This is a genomic window from Roseibium sp. Sym1 (assembly GCF_027359675.1).
In the GTDB taxonomy this organism is placed as follows: domain Bacteria; phylum Pseudomonadota; class Alphaproteobacteria; order Rhizobiales; family Stappiaceae; genus Roseibium.
In genome coordinates, this window is sequence record NZ_CP114786.1 from 2,570,709 (window position 1) to 2,590,374 (window position 19,666).

19 protein-coding genes are annotated in these 19,666 nt (G+C 62.5%); 10 read left to right on the top strand and 9 right to left on the bottom strand.

Translation table 11 applies throughout. From position 1 onward, the window contains the following. Window positions 1-8 precede the first annotated feature (8 nt). The 4 genes from O6760_RS11735 (at window position 9) to O6760_RS11750 (ending at window position 3,563) form a co-directional block, all read left to right on the top strand. The gene (locus O6760_RS11735) at window positions 9-902 is read left to right on the top strand and encodes a heme-dependent oxidative N-demethylase family protein (protein ID WP_269585544.1); all 894 of its coding nucleotides are present in this window, start codon (window positions 9-11) and stop codon (window positions 900-902) included. 101 nt (window positions 903-1,003) lie between these two features. Then, complete coding sequence (locus O6760_RS11740) at window positions 1,004-2,383, top strand: ABC1 kinase family protein (protein WP_269585545.1); 1,380 nt, start codon at window positions 1,004-1,006, stop codon at window positions 2,381-2,383. A gap of 132 nt (window positions 2,384-2,515) precedes the next feature. Beyond that, window positions 2,516-2,797 (top strand): aa3-type cytochrome c oxidase subunit IV, encoded by a 282-nt coding sequence (locus tag O6760_RS11745; RefSeq protein ID WP_269585546.1) that lies wholly within the window; start codon window positions 2,516-2,518, stop codon window positions 2,795-2,797. A gap of 94 nt (window positions 2,798-2,891) precedes the next feature. Further along, window positions 2,892-3,563 carry a pseudouridine synthase gene (locus O6760_RS11750; RefSeq protein ID WP_269585547.1) on the top strand — a complete coding sequence of 224 codons (672 nt, stop codon included), beginning with the start codon at window positions 2,892-2,894 and terminating at the stop codon, window positions 3,561-3,563. Window positions 3,564-3,622: 59 nt separating this feature from the next. Here the strand turns inward: O6760_RS11750 and O6760_RS11755 are convergent, their stop codons facing one another. The 3 genes from O6760_RS11755 to rpsU all read right to left on the bottom strand — a co-directional run bounded on the left by O6760_RS11755 (window position 3,623) and on the right by rpsU (window position 5,915). Continuing rightward, entirely contained in the window at window positions 3,623-4,483 is an 861-nt protein-coding gene (locus tag O6760_RS11755; protein WP_269585548.1) for a sulfotransferase, read from the bottom strand. A 182-nt stretch (window positions 4,484-4,665) separates the two neighbouring features. Beyond that, window positions 4,666-5,520 (bottom strand): tetratricopeptide repeat protein, encoded by an 855-nt coding sequence (locus tag O6760_RS11760; RefSeq protein ID WP_269585549.1) that lies wholly within the window; start codon window positions 5,518-5,520, stop codon window positions 4,666-4,668. Between the two features lie 167 nt (window positions 5,521-5,687). Next, the gene (gene rpsU, locus O6760_RS11765; RefSeq protein WP_008188883.1) at window positions 5,688-5,915 is read right to left on the bottom strand and encodes a 30S ribosomal protein S21; all 228 of its coding nucleotides are present in this window, start codon (window positions 5,913-5,915) and stop codon (window positions 5,688-5,690) included. Window positions 5,916-6,308: 393 nt separating this feature from the next. Here rpsU and O6760_RS11770 point away from each other — a divergent pair, with 393 nt between their 5' ends. After that, complete coding sequence (locus O6760_RS11770) at window positions 6,309-7,706, top strand: MATE family efflux transporter (RefSeq protein ID WP_269585550.1); 1,398 nt, start codon at window positions 6,309-6,311, stop codon at window positions 7,704-7,706. Between the two features lie 4 nt (window positions 7,707-7,710). Here the strand turns inward: O6760_RS11770 and O6760_RS11775 are convergent, their stop codons facing one another. The 3 genes from O6760_RS11775 to O6760_RS11785 form a co-directional block, all read right to left on the bottom strand. Beyond that, window positions 7,711-8,805, bottom strand: coding sequence for a 5-(carboxyamino)imidazole ribonucleotide synthase (locus tag O6760_RS11775; protein WP_269585551.1), 1,095 nt, complete (start codon window positions 8,803-8,805; stop codon window positions 7,711-7,713). 38 nt (window positions 8,806-8,843) lie between these two features. Next, entirely contained in the window at window positions 8,844-9,335 is a 492-nt protein-coding gene (purE, locus tag O6760_RS11780) for a 5-(carboxyamino)imidazole ribonucleotide mutase (protein ID WP_269585552.1), read from the bottom strand. A gap of 133 nt (window positions 9,336-9,468) precedes the next feature. Further along, window positions 9,469-9,675 carry a YdcH family protein gene (locus O6760_RS11785; RefSeq protein WP_269585553.1) on the bottom strand — a complete coding sequence of 69 codons (207 nt, stop codon included), beginning with the start codon at window positions 9,673-9,675 and terminating at the stop codon, window positions 9,469-9,471. 365 nt (window positions 9,676-10,040) lie between these two features. On the opposite strand from O6760_RS11785, the gene O6760_RS11790 reads away from it, so the two are divergent. Further along, the gene (locus O6760_RS11790) at window positions 10,041-10,220 is read left to right on the top strand and encodes a YdcH family protein (RefSeq protein ID WP_269585554.1); all 180 of its coding nucleotides are present in this window, start codon (window positions 10,041-10,043) and stop codon (window positions 10,218-10,220) included. A gap of 289 nt (window positions 10,221-10,509) precedes the next feature. Here the strand turns inward: O6760_RS11790 and O6760_RS11795 are convergent, their stop codons facing one another. Both O6760_RS11795 and O6760_RS11800 read right to left on the bottom strand, forming a co-directional pair. Then, window positions 10,510-12,144, bottom strand: coding sequence for an acyl-CoA synthetase (locus O6760_RS11795; RefSeq protein WP_269585555.1), 1,635 nt, complete (start codon window positions 12,142-12,144; stop codon window positions 10,510-10,512). Between the two features lie 87 nt (window positions 12,145-12,231). Next, window positions 12,232-12,996, bottom strand: coding sequence for a sulfite exporter TauE/SafE family protein (locus O6760_RS11800; protein ID WP_269585556.1), 765 nt, complete (start codon window positions 12,994-12,996; stop codon window positions 12,232-12,234). A 186-nt stretch (window positions 12,997-13,182) separates the two neighbouring features. On the opposite strand from O6760_RS11800, the gene O6760_RS11805 reads away from it, so the two are divergent. Next, complete coding sequence (locus O6760_RS11805) at window positions 13,183-15,090, top strand: propionyl-CoA synthetase (RefSeq protein WP_269585557.1); 1,908 nt, start codon at window positions 13,183-13,185, stop codon at window positions 15,088-15,090. A 135-nt stretch (window positions 15,091-15,225) separates the two neighbouring features. Beyond that, window positions 15,226-16,017, top strand: coding sequence for an SDR family NAD(P)-dependent oxidoreductase (locus O6760_RS11810; protein ID WP_269585558.1), 792 nt, complete (start codon window positions 15,226-15,228; stop codon window positions 16,015-16,017). 450 nt (window positions 16,018-16,467) lie between these two features. Here the strand turns inward: O6760_RS11810 and O6760_RS11815 are convergent, their stop codons facing one another. Beyond that, window positions 16,468-18,276 carry an ABC transporter transmembrane domain-containing protein gene (locus tag O6760_RS11815; protein ID WP_442969872.1) on the bottom strand — a complete coding sequence of 603 codons (1,809 nt, stop codon included), beginning with the start codon at window positions 18,274-18,276 and terminating at the stop codon, window positions 16,468-16,470. Window positions 18,277-18,572: 296 nt separating this feature from the next. Here O6760_RS11815 and rpmE point away from each other — a divergent pair, with 296 nt between their 5' ends. Both rpmE and O6760_RS11825 read left to right on the top strand, forming a co-directional pair. Next, window positions 18,573-18,797 (top strand): 50S ribosomal protein L31, encoded by a 225-nt coding sequence (gene rpmE / locus O6760_RS11820; protein WP_006932159.1) that lies wholly within the window; start codon window positions 18,573-18,575, stop codon window positions 18,795-18,797. A gap of 273 nt (window positions 18,798-19,070) precedes the next feature. Then, complete coding sequence (locus tag O6760_RS11825) at window positions 19,071-19,604, top strand: hypothetical protein (protein WP_269585559.1); 534 nt, start codon at window positions 19,071-19,073, stop codon at window positions 19,602-19,604. The last annotated feature ends 62 nt before the right edge of the window (window positions 19,605-19,666 follow it).

Here is a 19,666-nt window from a genome sequence, read left to right on the forward strand (position 1 = left end):
ACAGACGCATGAAGCCCGCGCGCCCGTTCCGGCACACCCCCTATGACGGCTCCAGCCAGCCCTTTACCGTCGGCCTGAAACCGGTTGATGAAGACAGCTGGCTGGAGGTCGATCCGTTCCTGGTGCCACATCTTGCGGAAAAGGAAAGGCTGATCGGGGCGTCGCTCGACGTCGTATTCCGGGCCGAACCCGATACCGGGGCCGCGCAACAGGAGGTGCTGGACCTTGTCACCGGGCATCTCGCGCAATACCACCCGGACACTCACCGGGTCTCGGGGCACGAGGTCGAGTTGCTCCAGGCCGGGCGGCGTGTCGCGCTTGCGGACGGACCCGCCCTTTTGACGGCCTCGCGCCTTGTGCAGGAGGATCTTGTCCTGATGCGGCCGGGGCCGGACGGTTACCGGCTGGCGGCCGCCTCTCTGTGTTTTCCCTCCTCCTGGTCCCTGGCGGAGAAGTTCGGCCAGTCAATGACGGGTATCCATGACAACGTGCCCGGTTTCAATGAGGGCCGCATGGGCCGGATGGTGGCGCGGATCTTCGACAACCTGAAGACGGGGCAGCTGCTCGGCCGCTTCAACTGGTCGATCTACCCGGACGCCGAGCTTCATCATCCGCAACCCAAGCAGATCCGGGTCGAGATCGAGGACGGTGCTCTTGCGCGCCTGTTTCTGCGGGTGGAACGCCAGACCCTGCGCCGGCTGCCGGGCTCTGGCGACATCCTGTTCACCATCAAGATCCACCATGACCCGCTTGCGGTGCTGGAAAGCCAGGAAGACCGGGCCGAACTGGCCGCCGGCCTCAGGCGGCAGCTGCTGGCGCTGGACCCGGACCAGCTGGCCTACAAGGGGTTGGGGCCGACACGGGACGCCCTGGCGGAGGCGCTCGAAGCCCTGTCCGGCTGAAGTGCGGCGCTTTGGCTGCTGGTCCGACTGGACCTTGCCGCCGTAATTCTTATGTAGTGTCGATGTCATCAAGCTTGGCCCTTCAGGGAGCATCCACGTTCATGCCAGGACCAAAAGACCGCGAAAGCAATCGCTTCAGTGCCCGCATGGGCCGTTATGCAAAGGTCGGCACCAACATGGGCGGGATCGCGGCCAAGGTTGCCGGCGCGCGGTTGTTCGGCATGGAGCTGGACAATGCCAAGAACGCGGCCGAGCTGGCGGAAGCGCTCGGAGGTCTGAAGGGGCCGCTGATGAAGGTGGCGCAACTGCTGTCGACCATCCCCGATGCGCTGCCGCCTGAATACACCACGGAGCTGGCGAAGCTTCAGGCGAGCGCGCCGCCCATGGGCTGGGCCTTCGTCAAGCGGCGCATGCGCGCGGAACTGGGGGCCGACTGGCAGACGCGGTTCGAGGCGTTCGGCCGGGAGCCGGCGGCGGCCGCCTCGCTCGGCCAGGTGCACCGGGCCACCGGTCACGACGGCCGGGTCCTGGCGTGCAAGCTGCAATATCCGGACATGGCCTCGGCCGTGGAGGCGGATCTCAGCCAGTTGCAGATGCTGTTTTCACTGCACCGGCGCATGAGCCCGGCGATCGACACGCGCGAGATCGCCAAGGAGATCAGCGCACGGGTGCGCGAGGAACTGGACTATGCCAGGGAGGCGGCGCATATCGCGGTCTATCAGGAGATCCTGAAGGAGACGGACCAGATCCGGGTGCCGGAAGTGATCCATGACCTGTCGACCAAGCGGCTCCTGACCATGGGCTGGCTCACGGGCCGGCCGCTGCTGGACTTCAAGGAACACAGCCTGGAAGACCGCAATCACCTGGCGCGGACCATGTTCCATGCCTGGTGGCACCCTTTCAGCCATTTCGGCGTGATCCACGGCGATCCGCATCTGGGTAATTACACGGTCTTCGAAGCAGATGGTGCACCCGCGGGGATCAACCTTCTCGACTATGGCTGTATCCGGGTGTTTCCGGAAGCCTTTGTGGAAGGCGTTGTCGAGCTCTACCGCGGTCTGCTGGAAGAGGACAACGACCGGGTCGTTTCGGCCTATGAACGCTGGGGGTTCAAGGGGCTCAAGAAAGAGGTGATCGAGGTCCTGAATGTCTGGGCAAGGTTCATCTACGGACCGCTACTGACGGATCGGGTCCGTTCGATCGCGGACGGGGTGTCCGCAGCCGAATACGGCCGCAAGGAAGCCTTCCGGGTTCATTCCGCACTGAAGGAACTGGGGCCAGTGACAGTGCCGCAGGAATTCGTCTTCATGGACCGGGCCGCCATAGGCCTCGGCGGCGTTTTCCTGCATCTGCGTGCCGAGCTCAATTTCTTTGAGCTGTTCAATGAGCAGATCGAGGGTTTTGATGCCGAGAAAGTGCGCCGCCGTCAGGATGCCGTTCTGGAAGTCGCCGGCCTTGCGGGGACACCCACAGCCGCCTAGAAAGCCGGCCGGGCCGCCCACCTGCCAAAAAGTCGCGTCCTATCGGGACAAAACAGCAAAACCGGTCATTGCCGAACAGGTTGCCTTTATTGTATGAAGGCTGCCGACTTACGAATTTTCCTGGGGGACTTCATGTCTGACGAAACCGCGCCCGCAATGGACTATGATGCTCACGAGCAGACCTACGAGGGGTTCATCAACTTCTCCAAGGTCGGCACCATCGCGGTCCTCAACATCGTTCTGTGCCTGATCCTGTTCGCATTCGGCGGTACGGTCGCCACCGTGTTCGGCTGGCTGATGCTGATCGCAACGGTGGTTGCTTCCGCCATCGGTCTGGCACTCGGGGCCTCCGGCTGGATCCCGCCCGCAGCGGTCTTTCTCCTGACCGGCGTTCTGGCCATTCTGACGGTCTGATACGTTCGTCGAGAGACGTTTCCCTGTCGAAGGGAGAAGGCGCGGCCGGAGCCGCGCCTTTTGTTTTGCCGACTTTCGCTCCACAGGCGGCGCCATGAACCAGACAGATCTTTCAGACTTCGTCTACGCGCCACCGCTGGAACCGTATCTTCCGGTCCTGCATGTCGATGAAGACCTTCTGGTGATCGACAAGCCCGGCGGATTGTTGAGTGTCCCCGGCAAGGCTGCGGAACATGCCGATTGCGTCGAAAGGCGAGCCCGGGAGCGTTTTCCCGAGGCGCGGATCGTTCACCGGCTCGACATGGACACGTCCGGTGTCATGGTCCTGGCAATGAACGCGGCGGCGCACCGGCATCTCGGTCTGCAGTTCGAGAGGCGCAAGACCGCCAAGGTCTATGTTGCGGATGTCTGGGGCCAGCCGGCAGATGACGCCGGCGAAATCGATCTGCCGCTGATCTGCGACTGGCCGAACCGGCCGAAACAGATGGTCTGCTTTGAGCACGGCAAGCCGGCGCTGACGCGCTGGCAGGTGCTCGAGCGACGCGAAAGAACCTGCCGCGTCCGGCTGTTTCCGCATACCGGGCGGTCTCACCAGCTCAGGGTGCACATGCTTGCGCAGGGCCATCCGATCATCGGTGACAGGTTTTATGCCGAAGGTGACGCACTGGCCGCGTCGGACCGGTTGGCGCTGCATGCGGAGAGCCTGGAACTGCATCATCCGATCGGTGGCGACAGAGTTATCTTCCGGTCGCCCGTGCCGTTTTGAGCCGCAAGTCCTTCCCGCGGGTCTCTGCCCTCGGTGCACGGGAGCCGTGACACCGGGCATCAGTTTTTCGGCAGAAAGTCCTCCATCGAGAGCTCCGGATAGAGCTCCCGCATACGCTCGCCACAGATCTTGTCGATGAGTTCACATTCGTGCCGCGCAAGGCCCTGCGGAGCCTCGTAGGAAACCCTGGGCTCGAGGTTTTCCCTGGACGTCGGCTTCCAGGTGTTGACCTTGGTATCGGCCACTTCGGGCTTGATGCCGCTCAGGCCGGTGAAGGCTTCTATCTGCTCGATGTTGTCCTGAAGGTTTTCCGTCAGGTCCTCATACTGGACGACGTGCAGCATGGTCGGCTGGTTCTGGAACGCGGCGCGTTTCAGAGCGGCGATCACCTCGGTATTGGCCAGCCACTCCTCGCAGGCCTTGACGAGATCGGATTCTCGTTCAAACCAGCCCCTCGTCTTCTGCGATTTGATAACGTCATAAATGTTTCGGTAGATGTAGATGCATTTGAGGTCGCTGATCAGGTCGGACGTCTTGACGACATCCCTGAAGGCGATTTTCGGAACCTTCGCCGCCCAGATTTCCTTGTCGATGGCCCGTGTTGCTTCGTCATAGTTCTGTTTATAGAACTGGACGGCTCCGACCAGGGCATGTCCGGGGAACTCGCCGGGCAAGTCCAGCCCGACCATCCAGTAGTCATGATTGCCCTGGAAGATGTTGTCCCACTCGTATTCCTGCCGCTCCCTGTTGTTCTGAACAGCCACCAGTTCCTTGTGTGCAAACTCGCACAGTTCGACGATCCTTCGGCCACAGAACTCGCCGTAGCAAATCCCGTTGTCCGAACTGGTGATCAAACGCTGCACCAGCGTCGTTCCCGAACGGGGCGTGGGCGAGGAAACGAGAATTGGATTGGCAGTCATGGAGCGATTTCGGCTTTTCGTCGTCAGGAACCGAGGAGTCAGCGGCGATTCGTTCTGCCAAGACCGTAACACGGCTGAGTGGTAACGACGAAATCAGCACATTCAAGACTTGCGGCTGCGCTTGGGCAACGCACAGCGCCGACCCGGGGCGGGCGAGGCAAGTTCCTGGTTCGAAAAGCGTTCTAGCTGCGGCCGAGGCGGCCAAGACCTTCGCGGGCAACCTGGTTCGAATTGTCCAGGGTCATCGCGCGGGTGTAATTGCGACGGGCGTCGGTGGTCTTGCCAAGCTGTTCCAGTGCAAGTCCGCGATTGGCCCAGGCAACCGACGAGTCGCGGTCAAGGTTGACGGCCATGGACAGGTCGGAGAACGCCGCATTGGGATCGTTCAGAGCAATGTAGGAAATGCCGCGGGCAATGTAGGGTGCGCTGGCCTTCGGGTTGAGGCCGATGGCCGTGGCGAAATCCTCGATCGCACGCTGATGCTGGTTCTGGGCCTGGTAGATCAGGCCGCGGTTGTAGAACGCGCGGGCATCGGAGCTGTCGCGGGCAATCACGGAATTGAAGTCGGCAAGGGCGGCGCTGTAATTGCCCTGCTGGCGATAGATGTTTCCGCGGCCGACATAGGCGACATCGTAATCCGGCTTGATGTTGATCGCGCGGGTGTAGTCGGACACCGCTTCCTGGGTCCGGCCCATGCGGCGGTATACAAGCGCCCTGTTGGCGTAGGTCTGGTAGGACTGCGGATTGAGCTGCAGGGCGCGGTTGAAGTCCTCGACCGCGTTGTCGAGCTTACCGGCCTGGCCATAGGCGATGCCGCGCGTGCTGTAGGCCGTTGCATCCGAAGGATTGGCCTCGATCACTGCGGTCAAGGAGGCGATGTTCGTGGAGGATCCCGCGGAGGAATTGACCGGAACGTCGTTATAGACACCCGACGTGTTGCAGGCTGCCAGCAGGGTTGCGAGGCTGAGCAAGGCGGCGTGGGGCAGAAAATTGCGCATGCGGCAAAGACGATCTCTTACAGTCAGGCGTTCAGACATGCCGTTCATCTCCCTCCAATAGGGCGGTAATGTGGCTTTGCTCAAGCGATCGCGCCATGTCCAAGGCATTCTCGGCAAAACGCCAAAAGCCGACCGGGACTTCGGTCGGCCTTAGGGCAATCTTGTCAAGTGTGGCGGAGCCAGCCGCCGGGCACACTCAAGCCGGATCAGCGGCGAGCGGACTTGCCCGGGAGAAGACCTTCGCGCTGTGCCCGCTTGCGAGCCAGCTTGCGCGCGCGGCGAATGGCTTCAGCCTTCTCGCGTGCCTTCTTTTCAGACGGTTTTTCAAAGTGACCGCGAAGCTTCATTTCACGGAAGATGCCTTCGCGCTGCATCTTTTTCTTCAGCGCCTTGAGCGCTTGATCGACATTGTTGTCGCGAACCAGAACCTGCACGCGTTTTTTCCCGTTTTCGATGCGCCGCGGCCAATCCGCAGCCTGAATGGACGTTGATTTAAGCGAGCTCTGGCCAACGATCTGTGCGACTGCTTCCGGAAACACGCAGTCAACACTCACCGGCAAACCGATGTATCGAGCATTCACATGTGTACAGAAACTTGATCGCCGCTGACGCGTCGCTCACTACTGGCGGGCTACATACCAGAGCATTCCTGATGTGTCCACAGCCATTCGCCAAGAATCCGGTTTCTTTGCACCCGCAAGCCGCCACGCCACGACGGTGCAAACGGAGTGGACTCTGCAGCTTTTCGCCGTTAGAGGTGGATAACCCGCCCCGGCCGGACAATTGCATCAAATGGCCGGGTCTCACCCGTATTTTTGGAGGAAGCGATGGCGCAGCCTGCGTCAAGGGTGTCCGATTCGCCACAGAAGGCCTCGCTCTGGCGGAGCGATATCCTTCCGACGCTGTCGCTCGGACTGCCGCTTGCCGGGGCCCAGATGGCCCAGATGGCCATCAATACGACCGATGTCCTGATGATCGGACGCCTGGGAGCCGAAGAACTGGCGGCGTCCGTCCTGGCCTTCAATTTCTACATGCTTTTGTGGTTTTTCGGCATGGGCGTCCTGCAGGCGGTCATTCCCCTGGCGGCGCGCGCGCGTGGCCAGCGTAAGCCGCGAGACCTGCGCCGGGCCGTGCGCATGGGGTTCTGGGTTTCCGTCTTTTTCTGCGTGCCGGTCTGGGGCGTGCTGCTGTTCATCGAGCCGATCCTGCTGGCGCTCGGGCAGGAGCCGAACCTTGCGGAACTCGCCGGCGTCTACATGATCTACCTGCAATGGACGATGCTGCCCGCGCTGCTGATCATGGCGATCCGGGCATTCCTGACCGTCATGGAACGCACGCAGGTGGTGCTCTGGGCGACCATTGCCGGGGCGATCGTCAATGCGATCCTCGATTACCTGCTGATTTTCGGGGAATTCGGTTTTCCGAGGCTCGAACTTGTCGGCGCGGGCATCGCCTCGGTCTTCAGCGCCAGCACGACGTTCCTGTTCCTGCTCGCCTATGCCCTGCTGCATCCCAGGCTCAAGCGGTACTATATTCTCGGCCGGATCTGGCGCTCGGACTGGCAGGTGTTCTTCCAGATCGTCCGGCTCGGAACCCCGATTGCGCTGACCATTATCGCGGAAGGGTCGCTGTTCACGGCGTCGTCGATCATGATCGGCTGGCTGGGCACGCTGCCGCTTGCCGGTCACGGCATTGCCCTGCAGATCGCCTCGATCACCTTCATGGTGCCGGTCGGCCTGTCGGTGGCCGCCATGACCCGGGTCAGCCTGGCGGCAGGGCGGGGGGACCATGCCGGCGTGGGCCGCGCGGGCTGGACATCGCTTGCGGTCACGATGCTGTTCATGGGCAGCTTTGCGATCCTGTTCTGGACCGTCCCGGAAATCCTGGTTGGATTTTATCTGGATCTGGATGACCCGCAGGCGCGGGACGTGATGACCTACGGTGTCTCGTTCCTGCTGGTCGCCGCGCTGTTCCAGCTGGCCGACGGCGGCCAGATCATCGGCGTCAACAATCTGCGCGGTCTCGGCGACACCACCATCCCGCTGTTTTACGCGCTGTTCGGCTACTGGGTGGTCGGCATCAGCCTGTCGCTCGGCCTCGGTTTCCTGGCCGGATGGGGCGGGGTGGGCGTCTGGTGCGGCCTCGCCGGCGGGCTGGCCTCGGTCGCCATCCTCGCCAACCGGCGTTTCGCCAGCCGGGAGAAACTCGGGCTCGTGACCGGCTGATCGATCAGGCGGTTTTTCCGGAAATCCGGTTCACATGGCCCATCTTGCGGCCAGGGCGGATGTCCGCCTTGCCGTAGAGATGCAGCCGGGCATCCGCTTCGCCCAGAACCGCCTGCCAGCCCTCCGCGTCCTCGCCGATCAGATTTTCCATCACGGCATCCGAATGGCGTTCCGCGGAACCGAGCGGCCAGCCGGCGACCGCGCGGATATGCTGCTCGAACTGCGAGCAGAGACAGGCGTCCTGGGTCCAGTGGCCGGAATTGTGTACGCGCGGCGCAATCTCGTTGACCATCAGCGTCTCGCCGTCGCCATCCCGGACGAGGAACATCTCGACGCCCATCACGCCGACATAATCGAGGCCGGTAACGATCTGCTCTGCCATGGCGCGCGCAGCTGTCGCCGTTGCTTCGGAAACGCCGGCCGGGACCGTCGAGGTTTTCAGGATGTGGTTTTCATGGTGGTTGCGGGCAATGTCGTAGCAGGCCGTCCGTCCGTCAACGTCGCGGGCAACGATCACCGAGACTTCGCAGTCGAAGGAAACCAGCTGCTCCAGGACGGCCGGAACGGCGCCGAGCTTGTCAAAGGCGCCGTCGGCATCGCCGGCGGCGCGGATCATCTGTTGGCCCTTGCCGTCATAGCCGAACCGGCGGGTTTTCAGGACGCCCTGTCCGCCGAAACGCTCCAGCGCGGCGTCGAGATCCGATTGCGCGTTGATATCCGCGAATCCTGCAATCGCAACGCCGGCACCCGACAGGAACCTCTTTTCGGACAGGCGATCCTGGGAGACCTCCAGCGCGCGCACGCCCGGGCGTACGGGCACCCTGGCATCCAGATGGGCGGCCGTCGGGCCGGGCACGTTTTCGAATTCATAGGTGACAACGGAGACGGACCCGGCAAACCGGTCGAGCGCGTCCCTGTCCTCGTAGGGGGCGACCGTGTAGGTGGCGCTGACATCGAAGGCGGGGCTGGCCGGATCGGGGCAGAAGATGTGCGTCTTGAGGCCGAGGCTTGCCGCCGACTGCGCCAGCATGCGGCCAAGCTGTCCGCCGCCGAGAATGCCGATGGTGTCTCCAGGGCTCAACCGGGTTGTGTCGCTCATGTCGGGCAATCCTGTTTTCAGCGAAAATTTCCGTCGGCTCAGCCGGCGTCGCTCGGGGCATCCGCGACGGCGGCGGTGCGCTCGGCACGGTAGGAATCGAGGGCGTCCGCGACCGTTGCATCGGTCAGACCAAGCACGGCGGCGGCCAGCAGCGCCGCATTGGTGGCACCCGCCTTGCCGATGGCCAGCGTTCCCACCGGGATGCCGGCCGGCATCTGCACGATCGACAGGAGGCTGTCCTCTCCCGACAGCGCCCGGCTTTCCACCGGCACGCCAAAGACGGGAAGGGGGGTCAGGGCCGCGGTCATGCCCGGCAGGTGCGCCGCGCCGCCCGCGCCCGCGATGATGATCCTGAAACCTTCGGCCTTTGCGCCCTTGGCAAAGGCATACATGCGGTCCGGAGTGCGGTGGGCAGAGACGATGCGGGCCTCGTAGCTGATGCCCAATTGGTCGAGCGTGTCGGCCGCATGTTTCATAGTCGGCCAGTCCGACTGACTGCCCATGATGATTGCGACATCCGCTTGTGCCATTTTTCGCTCCAATTCCCGGCAGGCTCAGAAGAGCCGCGGAGTATAGGCAGCAGCGGGCGCATCGCAAGCGCGAATCACCGACGATCCGGCAAATTCGCCACGGCTCCCCTTGCAACGCGGGCGAGGACAGGGGTCAGGCAATGATGTCGGGGAACAGCTGGTCTTCAAGGGCGGAGATACGGTCCTTGATCATGAGCTTCTTTTTCTTCAGCCGCTGCAGCTGCAAGGCGTCATGGTTCGTCGTCGCCGCCAGCGCCTCGACGGCCACGTCAAGATCCCGATGCTCCTGACGAAGCTGCGCCAGTTCATTCCGCAATGCTTCACTGTCCTGCTGCGCCATTCACGTCCCCCGAAACAGGACAGTAGTCCTAATCCATTTTGCCGATGCCCGGCAAGATAGCATCTTTGGCAAGTGCGGGTCCGAAATTGCGGGCTGCAATTCTTTCCCTGGAGTCGATTTGGGCATGCCGGCGCGCAACGCGGGAACAGCGGGGAAAAGCTGTGAACTGGCAAATCTCCCAAGGGGAATTTTTGTGAGATTTGAAGTGGTTAATTCCGGGCCGATTTTCAGGGTTTCCTAAGGATACCGGAGAGAATGCATAATTTGACGGCGAAACGCCCCAGGTATGCGGAATCAGCAATCGACAAGCCCGGAATTTCTGTGGCACGATGAAAATGTTGAGCCAACAGACAGGAGGTTTTTCCATGTCAATGCAGTCGCATCTCGCAGAACTTGAGCGCCGTCACCAGGAAATGGAACGCAAGATTGAAGACGCTCAGCTGCATCCGAGTACTGACTCTCTGCAATTGGCTGACATGAAAAGACAAAAGCTCAAGATCAAGGATGAAATCGAGCGAATACGTCAGGACGTGACGCTGCACTAGACGCACGTACGTACCCGCAAATTCGAGGCGCCGCGCATCGCGCGGCGTTTTTGTTTTATTCGGGGGAGATGCCGGAGTATATGGCCCGTTAAGATCAATCGCTGGCAGCGTCGGGTCAATGACCTGTCAACACCTTCATCGTCATCCTGAGGAGCGTGCTTGCACGCGTCTCGAAGGATCGGCCACGAGGACCGGAGCAAGTTGCGGATCCTTCGAGACGGACCTGACGGCCCTCCTCAGGATGACGCTGTCAGGGTTGGCAGCTCCGAGTTTGCGATGTCCATAGACCCTAAAGCGCCTTCGCCTGTTCCCGGAGAGCGAATTTCTGGATCTTTCCGGTGGAGGTTTTGGGAAGCTCGCAGAAAACCACCGTCCTGGGCGCCTTGAAACCGGCCAGATGCTCACGGCAGAAAGCGATCAGGTCGGCGTCGCTCACTGTTGATCCCGCCTTCAATTCGACAAAGGCGCAAGGTGTCTCGCCCCATTTTTCGTCGGGACGGGCGACCACGGCGGCCGCCGTGACGTCGGGATGCTTGTAGAGCACCTCCTCGACCTCGATCGATGAAATATTCTCGCCGCCCGAGATGATGATGTCCTTGGAGCGGTCTTTCAGCTGGACGTAGCCGTCCGGGTGCAGGACGCCGAGATCTCCGGAATGGAACCAGCCGCCACGGAAGGCCTTTTCGGTGGCCTCCGGATTTTTCAGGTATCCCTTCATGACAACGTTGCCGCGGAACATGACCTCGCCGAGGGTCTCGCCATCGGCCGGTACCCGCTCCAGCGTTTCGGGATCCAGCACGGTCAGGTCTTCCAGCGCGACGTAGCGCACGCCCTGGCGGGCCTTCTTCTGGGCCTGCTGCTCCGCGGACAGCGCGTCCCACTCCCGCTTCCAGTCGTTGACGACGGCGGGGCCGTAGACCTCGGTCAGGCCATAGAGATGGGTGACGTTGAAGCCGGCTGTCTTCATGGCCGCCAGAACGCTTTCGGGCGGCGGCGCGGCGGCGGTGAAGAACTCGACCTCGCGCTCCAGATCCCGTTTCTGGTCCGGGGCGGCGTTCAGGAGCGTCGACATGATGATCGGCGCGCCGCACAGATGCGTAACGCCCTCGTCGGCGATCAGGTCCCACATGGTCTGCGGCCGCACCCAACGCAGGCACACATGGGTGCCGGCGACCAGCGACAGCGACCAGGGAAAACACCAGCCGTTGCAATGGAACATCGGCAGGGTCCACAGATAGACCGGATGCTTGGCCATCGATGCGGTGATGACATTGGCCTGGGCGAGCAGGTAGGCGCCGCGGTGATGATAGACCACGCCTTTAGGGTTGCCGGTGGTACCGGACGTGTAGTTGAGCGCGATTGCGTCCCATTCGTCTTGCGGAAGGGACCATTGAAAGCCGGGATCTCCGGAGCCGACAAACGCCTCGTAGTCGAGCGTGCCGAGACGTTCGCCGTCCTGCGGAAATTCCGGATCGGAGTAATCGATCACGGTGGGCGCGACCGAGGCCAGTTCAAGTGCTTCCTTCATCACGGGGGCATATTCCCGGTCCGTGATCAGCACCTTGCAATTCGCATGGTCGAGCTGAAAGGCGATGATGGCCGCGTCGAGGCGCGTGTTCATGGAATGCAGCACGGCGCCGGCCATGGGCACGCCGTAGTGGGCTTCCAGCATTGGCGGCACGTTGGACAGCATCACGCTGACGGTATCGTTCTTGCCGATGCCGAGACCCTCAAGCGCGGAAGCGAGGCGGCGGGACCGCTTGTAGAAGGTGCGGTAGTCGGTCCGCTGTTTGCCATGCACGATCGCGGTGGTCTCGGGAAACACATCCGCCGCGCGGGCGAGAAAGCCGAGCGGGCTCAGCGCGGCATAATTGGCCGTGGTCTTGTCGAGCCCCTGCGTGTACGGGCTGGCGGCAGCGTCCATGATCTTCCTCCCGGATCTTTTTGCCATGAAAGCCGGAAATGCCGGCCCGCGCAATTCGTCCTTGCGGTCAGCTCTCTTCCAAATGCGTCACGCCAGCAGGCCCAGGAGCCCGTCATAGGTGAGCTTGGCGCCGATCAGCCCCATGAAGACGTAGATGATGGCGTAGAAGGTTTCCGCCTTGACGATCCTGACCAGCCAGACGCCGACCAGGGTGGCGACCAGCGCAACCGGGAACAGCGTGACGGAGGTGGACAGGTTGGTTGCGTCGAACTGGCCCAGAAGGAAATAGGGCACCAGCTTGATCGCGTTGACGGCGGCAAAGAAGATCACGGCCGTGCCGGCAAACAGCATCGGCGCCAGTCGCAAGGGCAGCATGTACATCTGGAAGGGAGGGCCGCCGGTGTGGCTGATGAAGCTGGTGAAACCGGCGATGGCGCCCCAGAACGTGCCCTTGGGCAGATTATGGCGGGCGGCCTGCGTCGCCTTGCGCTGCTTGAAGACATAGTCGGCAACGAAGGCCAGCGACATGATGCCGATCAGGAACAGCACAAAGGCGTCGTTCACGTAGGCGGCCGTCGCCCAGCCGATGCCGATGCCGATGACGGCGGCGGGCAGGAGGATGGCCAGGCATTTCCAGTCGGCCCGGCCGCGATAGGCAAGCAGGGCGACGATATCCATGACGATCAGGATGGGCAGCATGATGCCGGCCGCCTGGAGCGGGGAAACCGCCAGGGCCATGATCGGCACGCCGAGCATGGCGAAGGTGCCGCCGAACCCGCCTTTGGACAGGCCGACAAAAAACACCGCCGGAATGGCGGCCGCATAAAACCAGGGATCGGCAATCGGTATCATGGATGGATTTTCACGACGGGAATTTCGAAAGGACCGGCAGACAACCACGCCGGAGGGCTTACGTAAAGTCCCGACCGTCTAATTGCCTAAATGGTCAGGCTTGCATTTTCGGGTTCCCTTACAGCACTCTAGGCCGCAAATGCCGGGGGGCGCGCTCCCCCGCGCGGCTGTTTGGGAGGACGCATCATGGCAAGCCGGTATCACGAGGTCTATCAGGGCTGGAAAGACGATCCGCTCGGGTTCTGGAAGACGGCGGCGAACGAGATCGACTGGGTCTCGACGACCGACGAGGTGTTCGATCCGGACCAGGGCCAGTACGGCCGCTGGTTTCCCGACTGGGAATGCAACACCTGCTACAACTGTCTCGACCGGCATGTGGAGCGCGGGCGGCCGGGCCAGCCGGCGCTGATCTATGACAGCCCGATCACCGGCAAGACAGCGACCTATACCTATGCGGAACTGCTGGAGGAGGTCGAGGCCTTTGCCTGCGTGCTTGCCGACCATGGCCTGGAGAAGGGCGATCGCGCCATCATCTACATGCCGATGATCCCGCAGGCGGTGATGGCCATGCTGGCCTGCGCGCGCCTCGGCGTGATCCACTCGGTCGTGTTCGGCGGCTTTGCCGCCAACGAGCTGGCCACCCGGATCGACGACGCGACGCCCAAGGCGATCATCGCCGCCTCCTGCGGCCTGGAACCGGGCCGGGTCATTGCCTACAAGCCGCTTCTGGACCAGGCGATCGAACTGTCGTCCCACAAGCCGGACAGCTGCCTGGTGTTTCAACGCGAGGAACTGGCGGCGGACCTTCAAAACGAACGTGATCAGGACCTCGGCAGCCTGGTCGAGGCTGCCGTAGCGGCCGGCCGCCGGATTGCGCCGGTCCCCGTCAAGGCGACCGACCCGCTCTATATTCTCTACACCTCCGGCACGACGGGGCAGCCAAAGGGTGTGGTGCGCGACAATGGCGGCCACATGGTCAGCCTGAAATGGTCGATGAAGAACCTCTACGACGTCGAGCCGGGCGAGGTGTTCTGGGCGGCGTCGGATGTCGGCTGGGTGGTCGGCCATTCCTATATCTGTTACGCGCCGCTGCTGCATGGCTGCACCACGATCGTGTTCGAGGGCAAGCCGGTCGGCACGCCCGACGCCGGCACGTTCTGGCGGGTGATCTCGGATCACAACGTGGTTTCACTGTTCACCGCGCCGACGGCCTTCCGCGCGATCCGCAAGGAAGATCCCAACGGCGAACTGATCCAGAAATACGATCTTTCCCAGTACCGCTCGCTGTTCCTGGCCGGTGAACGCGCCGATCCGGAAACGGTCAACTGGGCGATCGACCAGTTGCAGGTGCCGGTGATCGACCACTGGTGGCAGACCGAGACCGGCTGGTGCATCGTCGGCAATCCGCTCGGCCTTGGCCAGTTGCCGGTGAAACCCGGTTCGCCGACGGTGCCGATGCCCGGCTACGATGTTCAGGTGCTCGACGATGCCGGTCATCCGCTGGGGCCCAACACCCTTGGCAACATCGTGGTCAAGCTGCCGATGCCGCCGGGCTGTCTGCCGACGCTCTGGAATGCGGACAAGCGCTTCTTCGACGCCTATCTCGCCGAATTCCCGGGCTATTACAAAACCGCGGATGCGGGCGTGATCGATGATGACGGCTACCTGTCGATCATGGCGCGCACCGACGACATCATCAATGTCGCCGGCCACCGCCTGTCGACCGGTGGCATGGAGGAGGTTCTGGCAACCCATCAAGATGTTGCCGAATGCGCGGTGATCGGCATCGCCGACAAGCTGAAGGGCCAGCTTCCCTGCGGGTTCGTCGTGCTGAAAGCGGGCGTGGAACGCCCGCATGACGAGATCGAGAAAGAGCTGGTGAAACTGGTGCGCGAGAAGATCGGCCCTGTGGCCGCCTTCAAGATCGCGATCACGGTCGAACGCCTGCCGAAAACCCGGTCCGGCAAGATCCTGCGCGGCACCATGCGTCAGATTGCCGATGGCGAGAGCTACAAGATGCCGGCCACGATCGATGATCCGGCAATTCTGGATGAAATCAGCGACGCTTTGAAAACACATGGGATTTCCACCTGAGTGGAGCGATTGACGTTGCTGGAGGCCGACAAGGGCCATCGACAGCACTCATTTTGACACTTATGGTCGGGCCGCCGCAGCGCGGCCCGCGCCTTTTTGCGCGGCGTTGATTACTCTAGCAGCCGTGAGGTTTCCGTGTCTTTGGAGAATAAGGTCGCCATCATCACCGGTGCAGCCCGGGGTATCGGGTTTGCCGTTGCCAAGCGTTTCGTCGCCGATGGTGCAAAGGTCGTGATTGCCGACGTCGATGACGATGCCGGCGAAGCCGCGGCGGAAGATCTGAAAAGCCAGGGCGAGGCAATGTACATCCATTGCAACGTCGCCGAGCGTCTGGACGTGCGCAATCTCGTGGCCGAGACCCTGAATGCCTATGGCGACATCGATATCCTGGTCAACAACGCCGGGATCGTGGTCGGCGCAGAATTCCTCGACCTTGAGGAGGACGATTTCGAACGGGTCCTGGCGATCAACCTCAAGGGCGCCTTCCTGTGCGCCCAGGCGGTCGCACGGCACATGGTTGAAAAGGTGCAAGGCGGCGGCGAGCCGGGCTGCATCATCAACATGTCCTCGGTCAATTCCGTGCTGGCGATCCCCAACCAGATCCCCTACTGCGTTTCCAAGGGCGGCATCACCCAGCTGACCAAGACGGCGGCGCTGTCGCTTGCCCAGTACGGCATTCGCGTCAATGCCATCGGCCCGGGCTCGATCATGACGGAAATGCTGGCGTCGGTGAATTCCGATCCGGCCGCGAAGAACCGGATCATGTCGCGCACCCCGATGCTGCGCATCGGTGAGCCGTCCGAGATTGCAGGCGTTGCCGCGTTCCTGGCGTCCAGCGATTCCAGCTACGTCACCGGCCAGACCATCTTCGCCGACGGCGGCCGCATGCCGCTCAACTACACCGTTGCGGTTCCCGACGACGTTTGAAGTCAGCTTTGATGCAGGGACGGTGTTCGCGCTGTCCCTAAGGCTTCTCCAGCTTCTTTCAATATGAATGTCATTGCAGGGCTTGACCCACTGGTGTCCGGTTAAGGAAGCCTCTCCAATGAGATTTCAGACCAGACCACTTGCGCCCCTCTCCCCCCTTGCGGGGGAGATGTCTCTTTCAAGAGACAGAGGGGGGTGTCACCCTATCCAAATCAACCGGCATTTCCGACTTTACGGCAACCGCTTCACCCCCCTCTGTCCGGTTCCCGGACATCTCCCCCGCAAGGGGGGAGACAACAGCAAGCGGCGTATCTGTCTCATGTTCGGCAAGCCGTTCACCGCAGATAGACAAGTCGTTCCAGTATCTTGCCGAAACCACTGTCGTTTCAACCGGACAGCAGTCGGCATGATGATGCTAAAATCTGATGAGCCGTCCACGATAGAGCCCCCCTAAACCGCAGCGGCTTCCTTTTCAGCGCCGAACTGCAGGCTTGCGAGCTTGGCGTAGAGGCCGCCGGCGGCGCTGAGTTCGGCGTGGGTGCCGGTTTCGACGACGCGGCCGTCCTCCATCACAACGATCCGGTCGGCTTTCAGCACGGTTGCCAGGCGGTGGGCGATGACGAGCGTGGTGCGGCCTTCCATCAACTGGTCGAGGGCCGTCTGCACGAGCCGTTCGCTTTCCGCGTCAAGGGCGCTGGTGGCCTCGTCCAGCAGCAGGACGGGGGCGTCCTTCAGGACAGCGCGGGCAATGGCGATACGCTGTCGCTGGCCGCCGGAGAGTGTCACGCCGCGCTCACCCACCAGTGTGTCATAGCCGTCCGTCATGGTCTCGATGAAGGAGGCCGCATGTGCGGCCTTCGCAGCCGACATCACGTCCTCGCGGCTCGCCTCGGGGCGGCCATAGGCGATGTTTTCGGCAATGCTGGTGCCGAAGATCGCGGTGTCCTGTGGAACCAGCGCGATGTGCCGGCGCAAGTCGCGCGGATCGAGGGCGGTCAGGTCGACGCCATTGAGGCGAATGGTGCCGGAGACCGGATCGTAAAACCGCATCAGCAGGCTGAACAGGGTCGACTTGCCGGCCCCCGACGGGCCGACCACGGCAACGGTCTCGCCCGGTGCGACGGTCAGGTCCAGGTCGCGGACCACCGGCATGTGCTCGGCATTGCGATAGGCAAAGGAGACCTTGTCGAAGGCAATGGCACCGCGGGGCGTCTCCGGCAGTGCGACCGGGTTCGCCGGGGCATCGATTTCCGGCTCGATGTCCAGAAGTTCGGACAGGCGCTCGGCAGCCCCCGCCGCCTGGGAGAGCTCTCCCCAGACTTCGGACAGGGCGGCCAGGGAGCCGGCGGCCAGGATGGAATAGAGCAGGAACTGGCTGAGTTCGCCGCCGGTGATGCGGCCGGCGAAAACGTCGCTGGCGCCGATCCACAGAACGGCGACGATGCTGGCACCGATCACCATGATGGCAAACCCGGTGAGGGCCGCGCGTGCCATGATGGCCTTGCGCGCCGCCTGGAACGCCGCCTCGACAGACGCGCCGTAGCGGCCGGCGCTGCGCTCCTCATGGGTGAAGGCCTGCAAGGTCTTGACCGAGCCGAGCATCTCGCTGGCATAGGCGGACGCGTCCGCCAGCGTGTCCTGGGCAAAGCGCGAGCGCTTGCGCACCTGGCGGCCGAACCCCAGAATGGGAACGAGAATGACCGGAATCGCGGCCAGGACGATCACCGACAGGCGCGGGCTGGTAACCACCATCATCACGGAGGCGCCGAGGAACATGATCAGGTTGCGCATGGCGAGCGAGGCGCTGGCGCCGAAGGCGGCCTTGATCTGGGTCGTGTCCGCGGTCAGCCGGGACAGGATCTCGCCGGACTTGGCGCTGTCGTAAAAGGCGGCGCTGAGCCGTGTCATGTGGGCAAAGACATCCGAGCGGACTTCGGCCACGACGCGCTCGCCGATCCACATCACCAGGAAATAACGGACGGAACTGGCGGTGGCGAGCGCGCAGACGACGACGATCAGAACCGCAAAATAGGAGTTCACCAGCGCGGGATCGTCGGCGCCGAACCCGTAATCGATCATGCGGCGGACGGCCGCCGGCAGCACCAGGGTGATCAGGGCCGCGGAAAACAGGGCGACGATCGCAGCGCCGACCATGATCTTGTGCCGGATCAGGTAGGGCAGCAGGCGGGTCAGCGGCCTGAGGGACTTTCGGGATTTTCCGTTCGGGGTCTGCGCGTCTGAAGCAGGGGCGTCGGCCACTGGGCTCTCCTTCTCGTTTCCCGTTCCTCTTAACATGTTCACCGGAACGCTCAATGGGTTTGGTCAAGTGGAGACCGGCAGATGGCGGCTCAGCGGGGCGTCCCGGATTTCCCGTGCTGGACAGCATCAAAAAGGGAGGAAAATGCCCCTTGTCTTGGACGCGGCCATGGGGTATATCCCCGCCTCATGTTTCTGAGGGCGGCGTCCGCATCCGGATCGGCGGCCCTTCATTTCGTTTTGCGCCAGCCAGCGGCTTTCCCGGAAAGACGGCTGCACGGCGTTTGAAAGGACCGGCCATGAAAGCGGATATCCATCCCGACTACCACACCATCAAGGTCGTCATGACCGATGGCACCGAATACACCACCCGCTCCACCTATGGCGCGGAAGGCGACACCCTGACGCTCGACATCGACCCGACGTCCCACCCGGCATGGACCGGTGGTGACCGTCAGCTGATGGACCGCGGCGGCCGCGTGTCCCGCTTCAAGAACAAGTTCGCTGGCTTCCTAGGCTCTTAAAGCTCCAGACCTCGGCAGCTTCAAACGAAAGACCCGGCCTTGTGGCCGGGTTTTTTGTGTTTGGTCCGGCCAAGCTGCTTCGTGGTTGAGCGCCTCGCAGCGTGCGGAGAGCCCTCCGGGCGCCGCGCGGCCGGCCGGATGCTCGAAGCCTCGAGCGGGTCCGGGCTCGAACTTGCTGCAAACTGCCCGGCTGACCTATGCTGGGAAACGTGTGACCCTGCCGCCGGGCCGGAAGCTTGCCATGGTCCGCTCCGGTGCCGGAGCGCCACGCGTTTGCTGCTCACCACCCCTTCAGATGACGGGCTTCGGCACAAGAAGCCGCAGTTGGACCATTCGGAGATTAAGGTCATGAAAGTCAAAACGATTTCCGATCTCATCGACTGGACGCGGCTGATGCACCGTCAGCTCGCCGAGCGCTTCGCCGACGGCTCGGCGCAGCATGAGCAGGAGATGGCCAGGATGCTGCTGTCATATCTCGCCGATCACGAGGCCGCATTGGAGAAAATCATCGAAGGTTTCGAGCAGCAGGCCGATACCAAGGCGCTCAATACCTGGGTGTATGACTATTTGAAACACGAGCCGATCGATCTCCGCCGCGGCGACGGCGTGCCCATCGCAGAAATGGACTTCAACGAAATCTGCGTGTCGGTGTTCAACGTTCACAACCAGGCGATCGATCTTTATCGGGAGTTGCTCAGACGGGCAGATATTCCCGAAGCGCAGGAGCTTCTTCAGTCGCTCCTGGACCTTGAAGAGCACGAGACGATGCGTCTCGCACAGCAGACCAACCGGATGCGGGATATGTGAAGAGCCGGCAGTTTGCGCCCGTTTTTCCCAAGAGGGTCATGCGGGCTCCGGCAATCGTCCGA

What these genes read in the sequence shown, in the direction of transcription:
- O6760_RS11790 (WP_269585554.1), top strand. Translation starts at nt 10,041, where the DNA reads ATGTCAATGCAGTCGCATCTCGCAGAACTTGAGCGCCGTCACCAGGAA.
- O6760_RS11805 (WP_269585557.1), top strand. Translation starts at nt 13,183, where the DNA reads ATGGCAAGCCGGTATCACGAGGTCTATCAGGGCTGGAAAGACGATCCG.
- rpmE (WP_006932159.1), top strand. Translation starts at nt 18,573, where the DNA reads ATGAAAGCGGATATCCATCCCGACTACCACACCATCAAGGTCGTCATG.
- O6760_RS11770 (WP_269585550.1), top strand. Translation starts at nt 6,309, where the DNA reads ATGGCGCAGCCTGCGTCAAGGGTGTCCGATTCGCCACAGAAGGCCTCG.
- purE (WP_269585552.1), bottom strand. Translation starts at nt 9,335, where the DNA reads ATGGCACAAGCGGATGTCGCAATCATCATGGGCAGTCAGTCGGACTGG.
- O6760_RS11735 (WP_269585544.1), top strand. Translation starts at nt 9, where the DNA reads ATGAAGCCCGCGCGCCCGTTCCGGCACACCCCCTATGACGGCTCCAGC.
- O6760_RS11745 (WP_269585546.1), top strand. Translation starts at nt 2,516, where the DNA reads ATGTCTGACGAAACCGCGCCCGCAATGGACTATGATGCTCACGAGCAG.
- O6760_RS11740 (WP_269585545.1), top strand. Translation starts at nt 1,004, where the DNA reads ATGCCAGGACCAAAAGACCGCGAAAGCAATCGCTTCAGTGCCCGCATG.
- O6760_RS11795 (WP_269585555.1), bottom strand. Translation starts at nt 12,144, where the DNA reads ATGGACGCTGCCGCCAGCCCGTACACGCAGGGGCTCGACAAGACCACG.
- O6760_RS11760 (WP_269585549.1), bottom strand. Translation starts at nt 5,520, where the DNA reads ATGTCTGAACGCCTGACTGTAAGAGATCGTCTTTGCCGCATGCGCAAT.
- O6760_RS11800 (WP_269585556.1), bottom strand. Translation starts at nt 12,996, where the DNA reads ATGATACCGATTGCCGATCCCTGGTTTTATGCGGCCGCCATTCCGGCG.
- O6760_RS11775 (WP_269585551.1), bottom strand. Translation starts at nt 8,805, where the DNA reads ATGAGCGACACAACCCGGTTGAGCCCTGGAGACACCATCGGCATTCTC.
- O6760_RS11755 (WP_269585548.1), bottom strand. Translation starts at nt 4,483, where the DNA reads ATGACTGCCAATCCAATTCTCGTTTCCTCGCCCACGCCCCGTTCGGGA.
- O6760_RS11785 (WP_269585553.1), bottom strand. Translation starts at nt 9,675, where the DNA reads ATGGCGCAGCAGGACAGTGAAGCATTGCGGAATGAACTGGCGCAGCTT.
- O6760_RS11750 (WP_269585547.1), top strand. Translation starts at nt 2,892, where the DNA reads ATGAACCAGACAGATCTTTCAGACTTCGTCTACGCGCCACCGCTGGAA.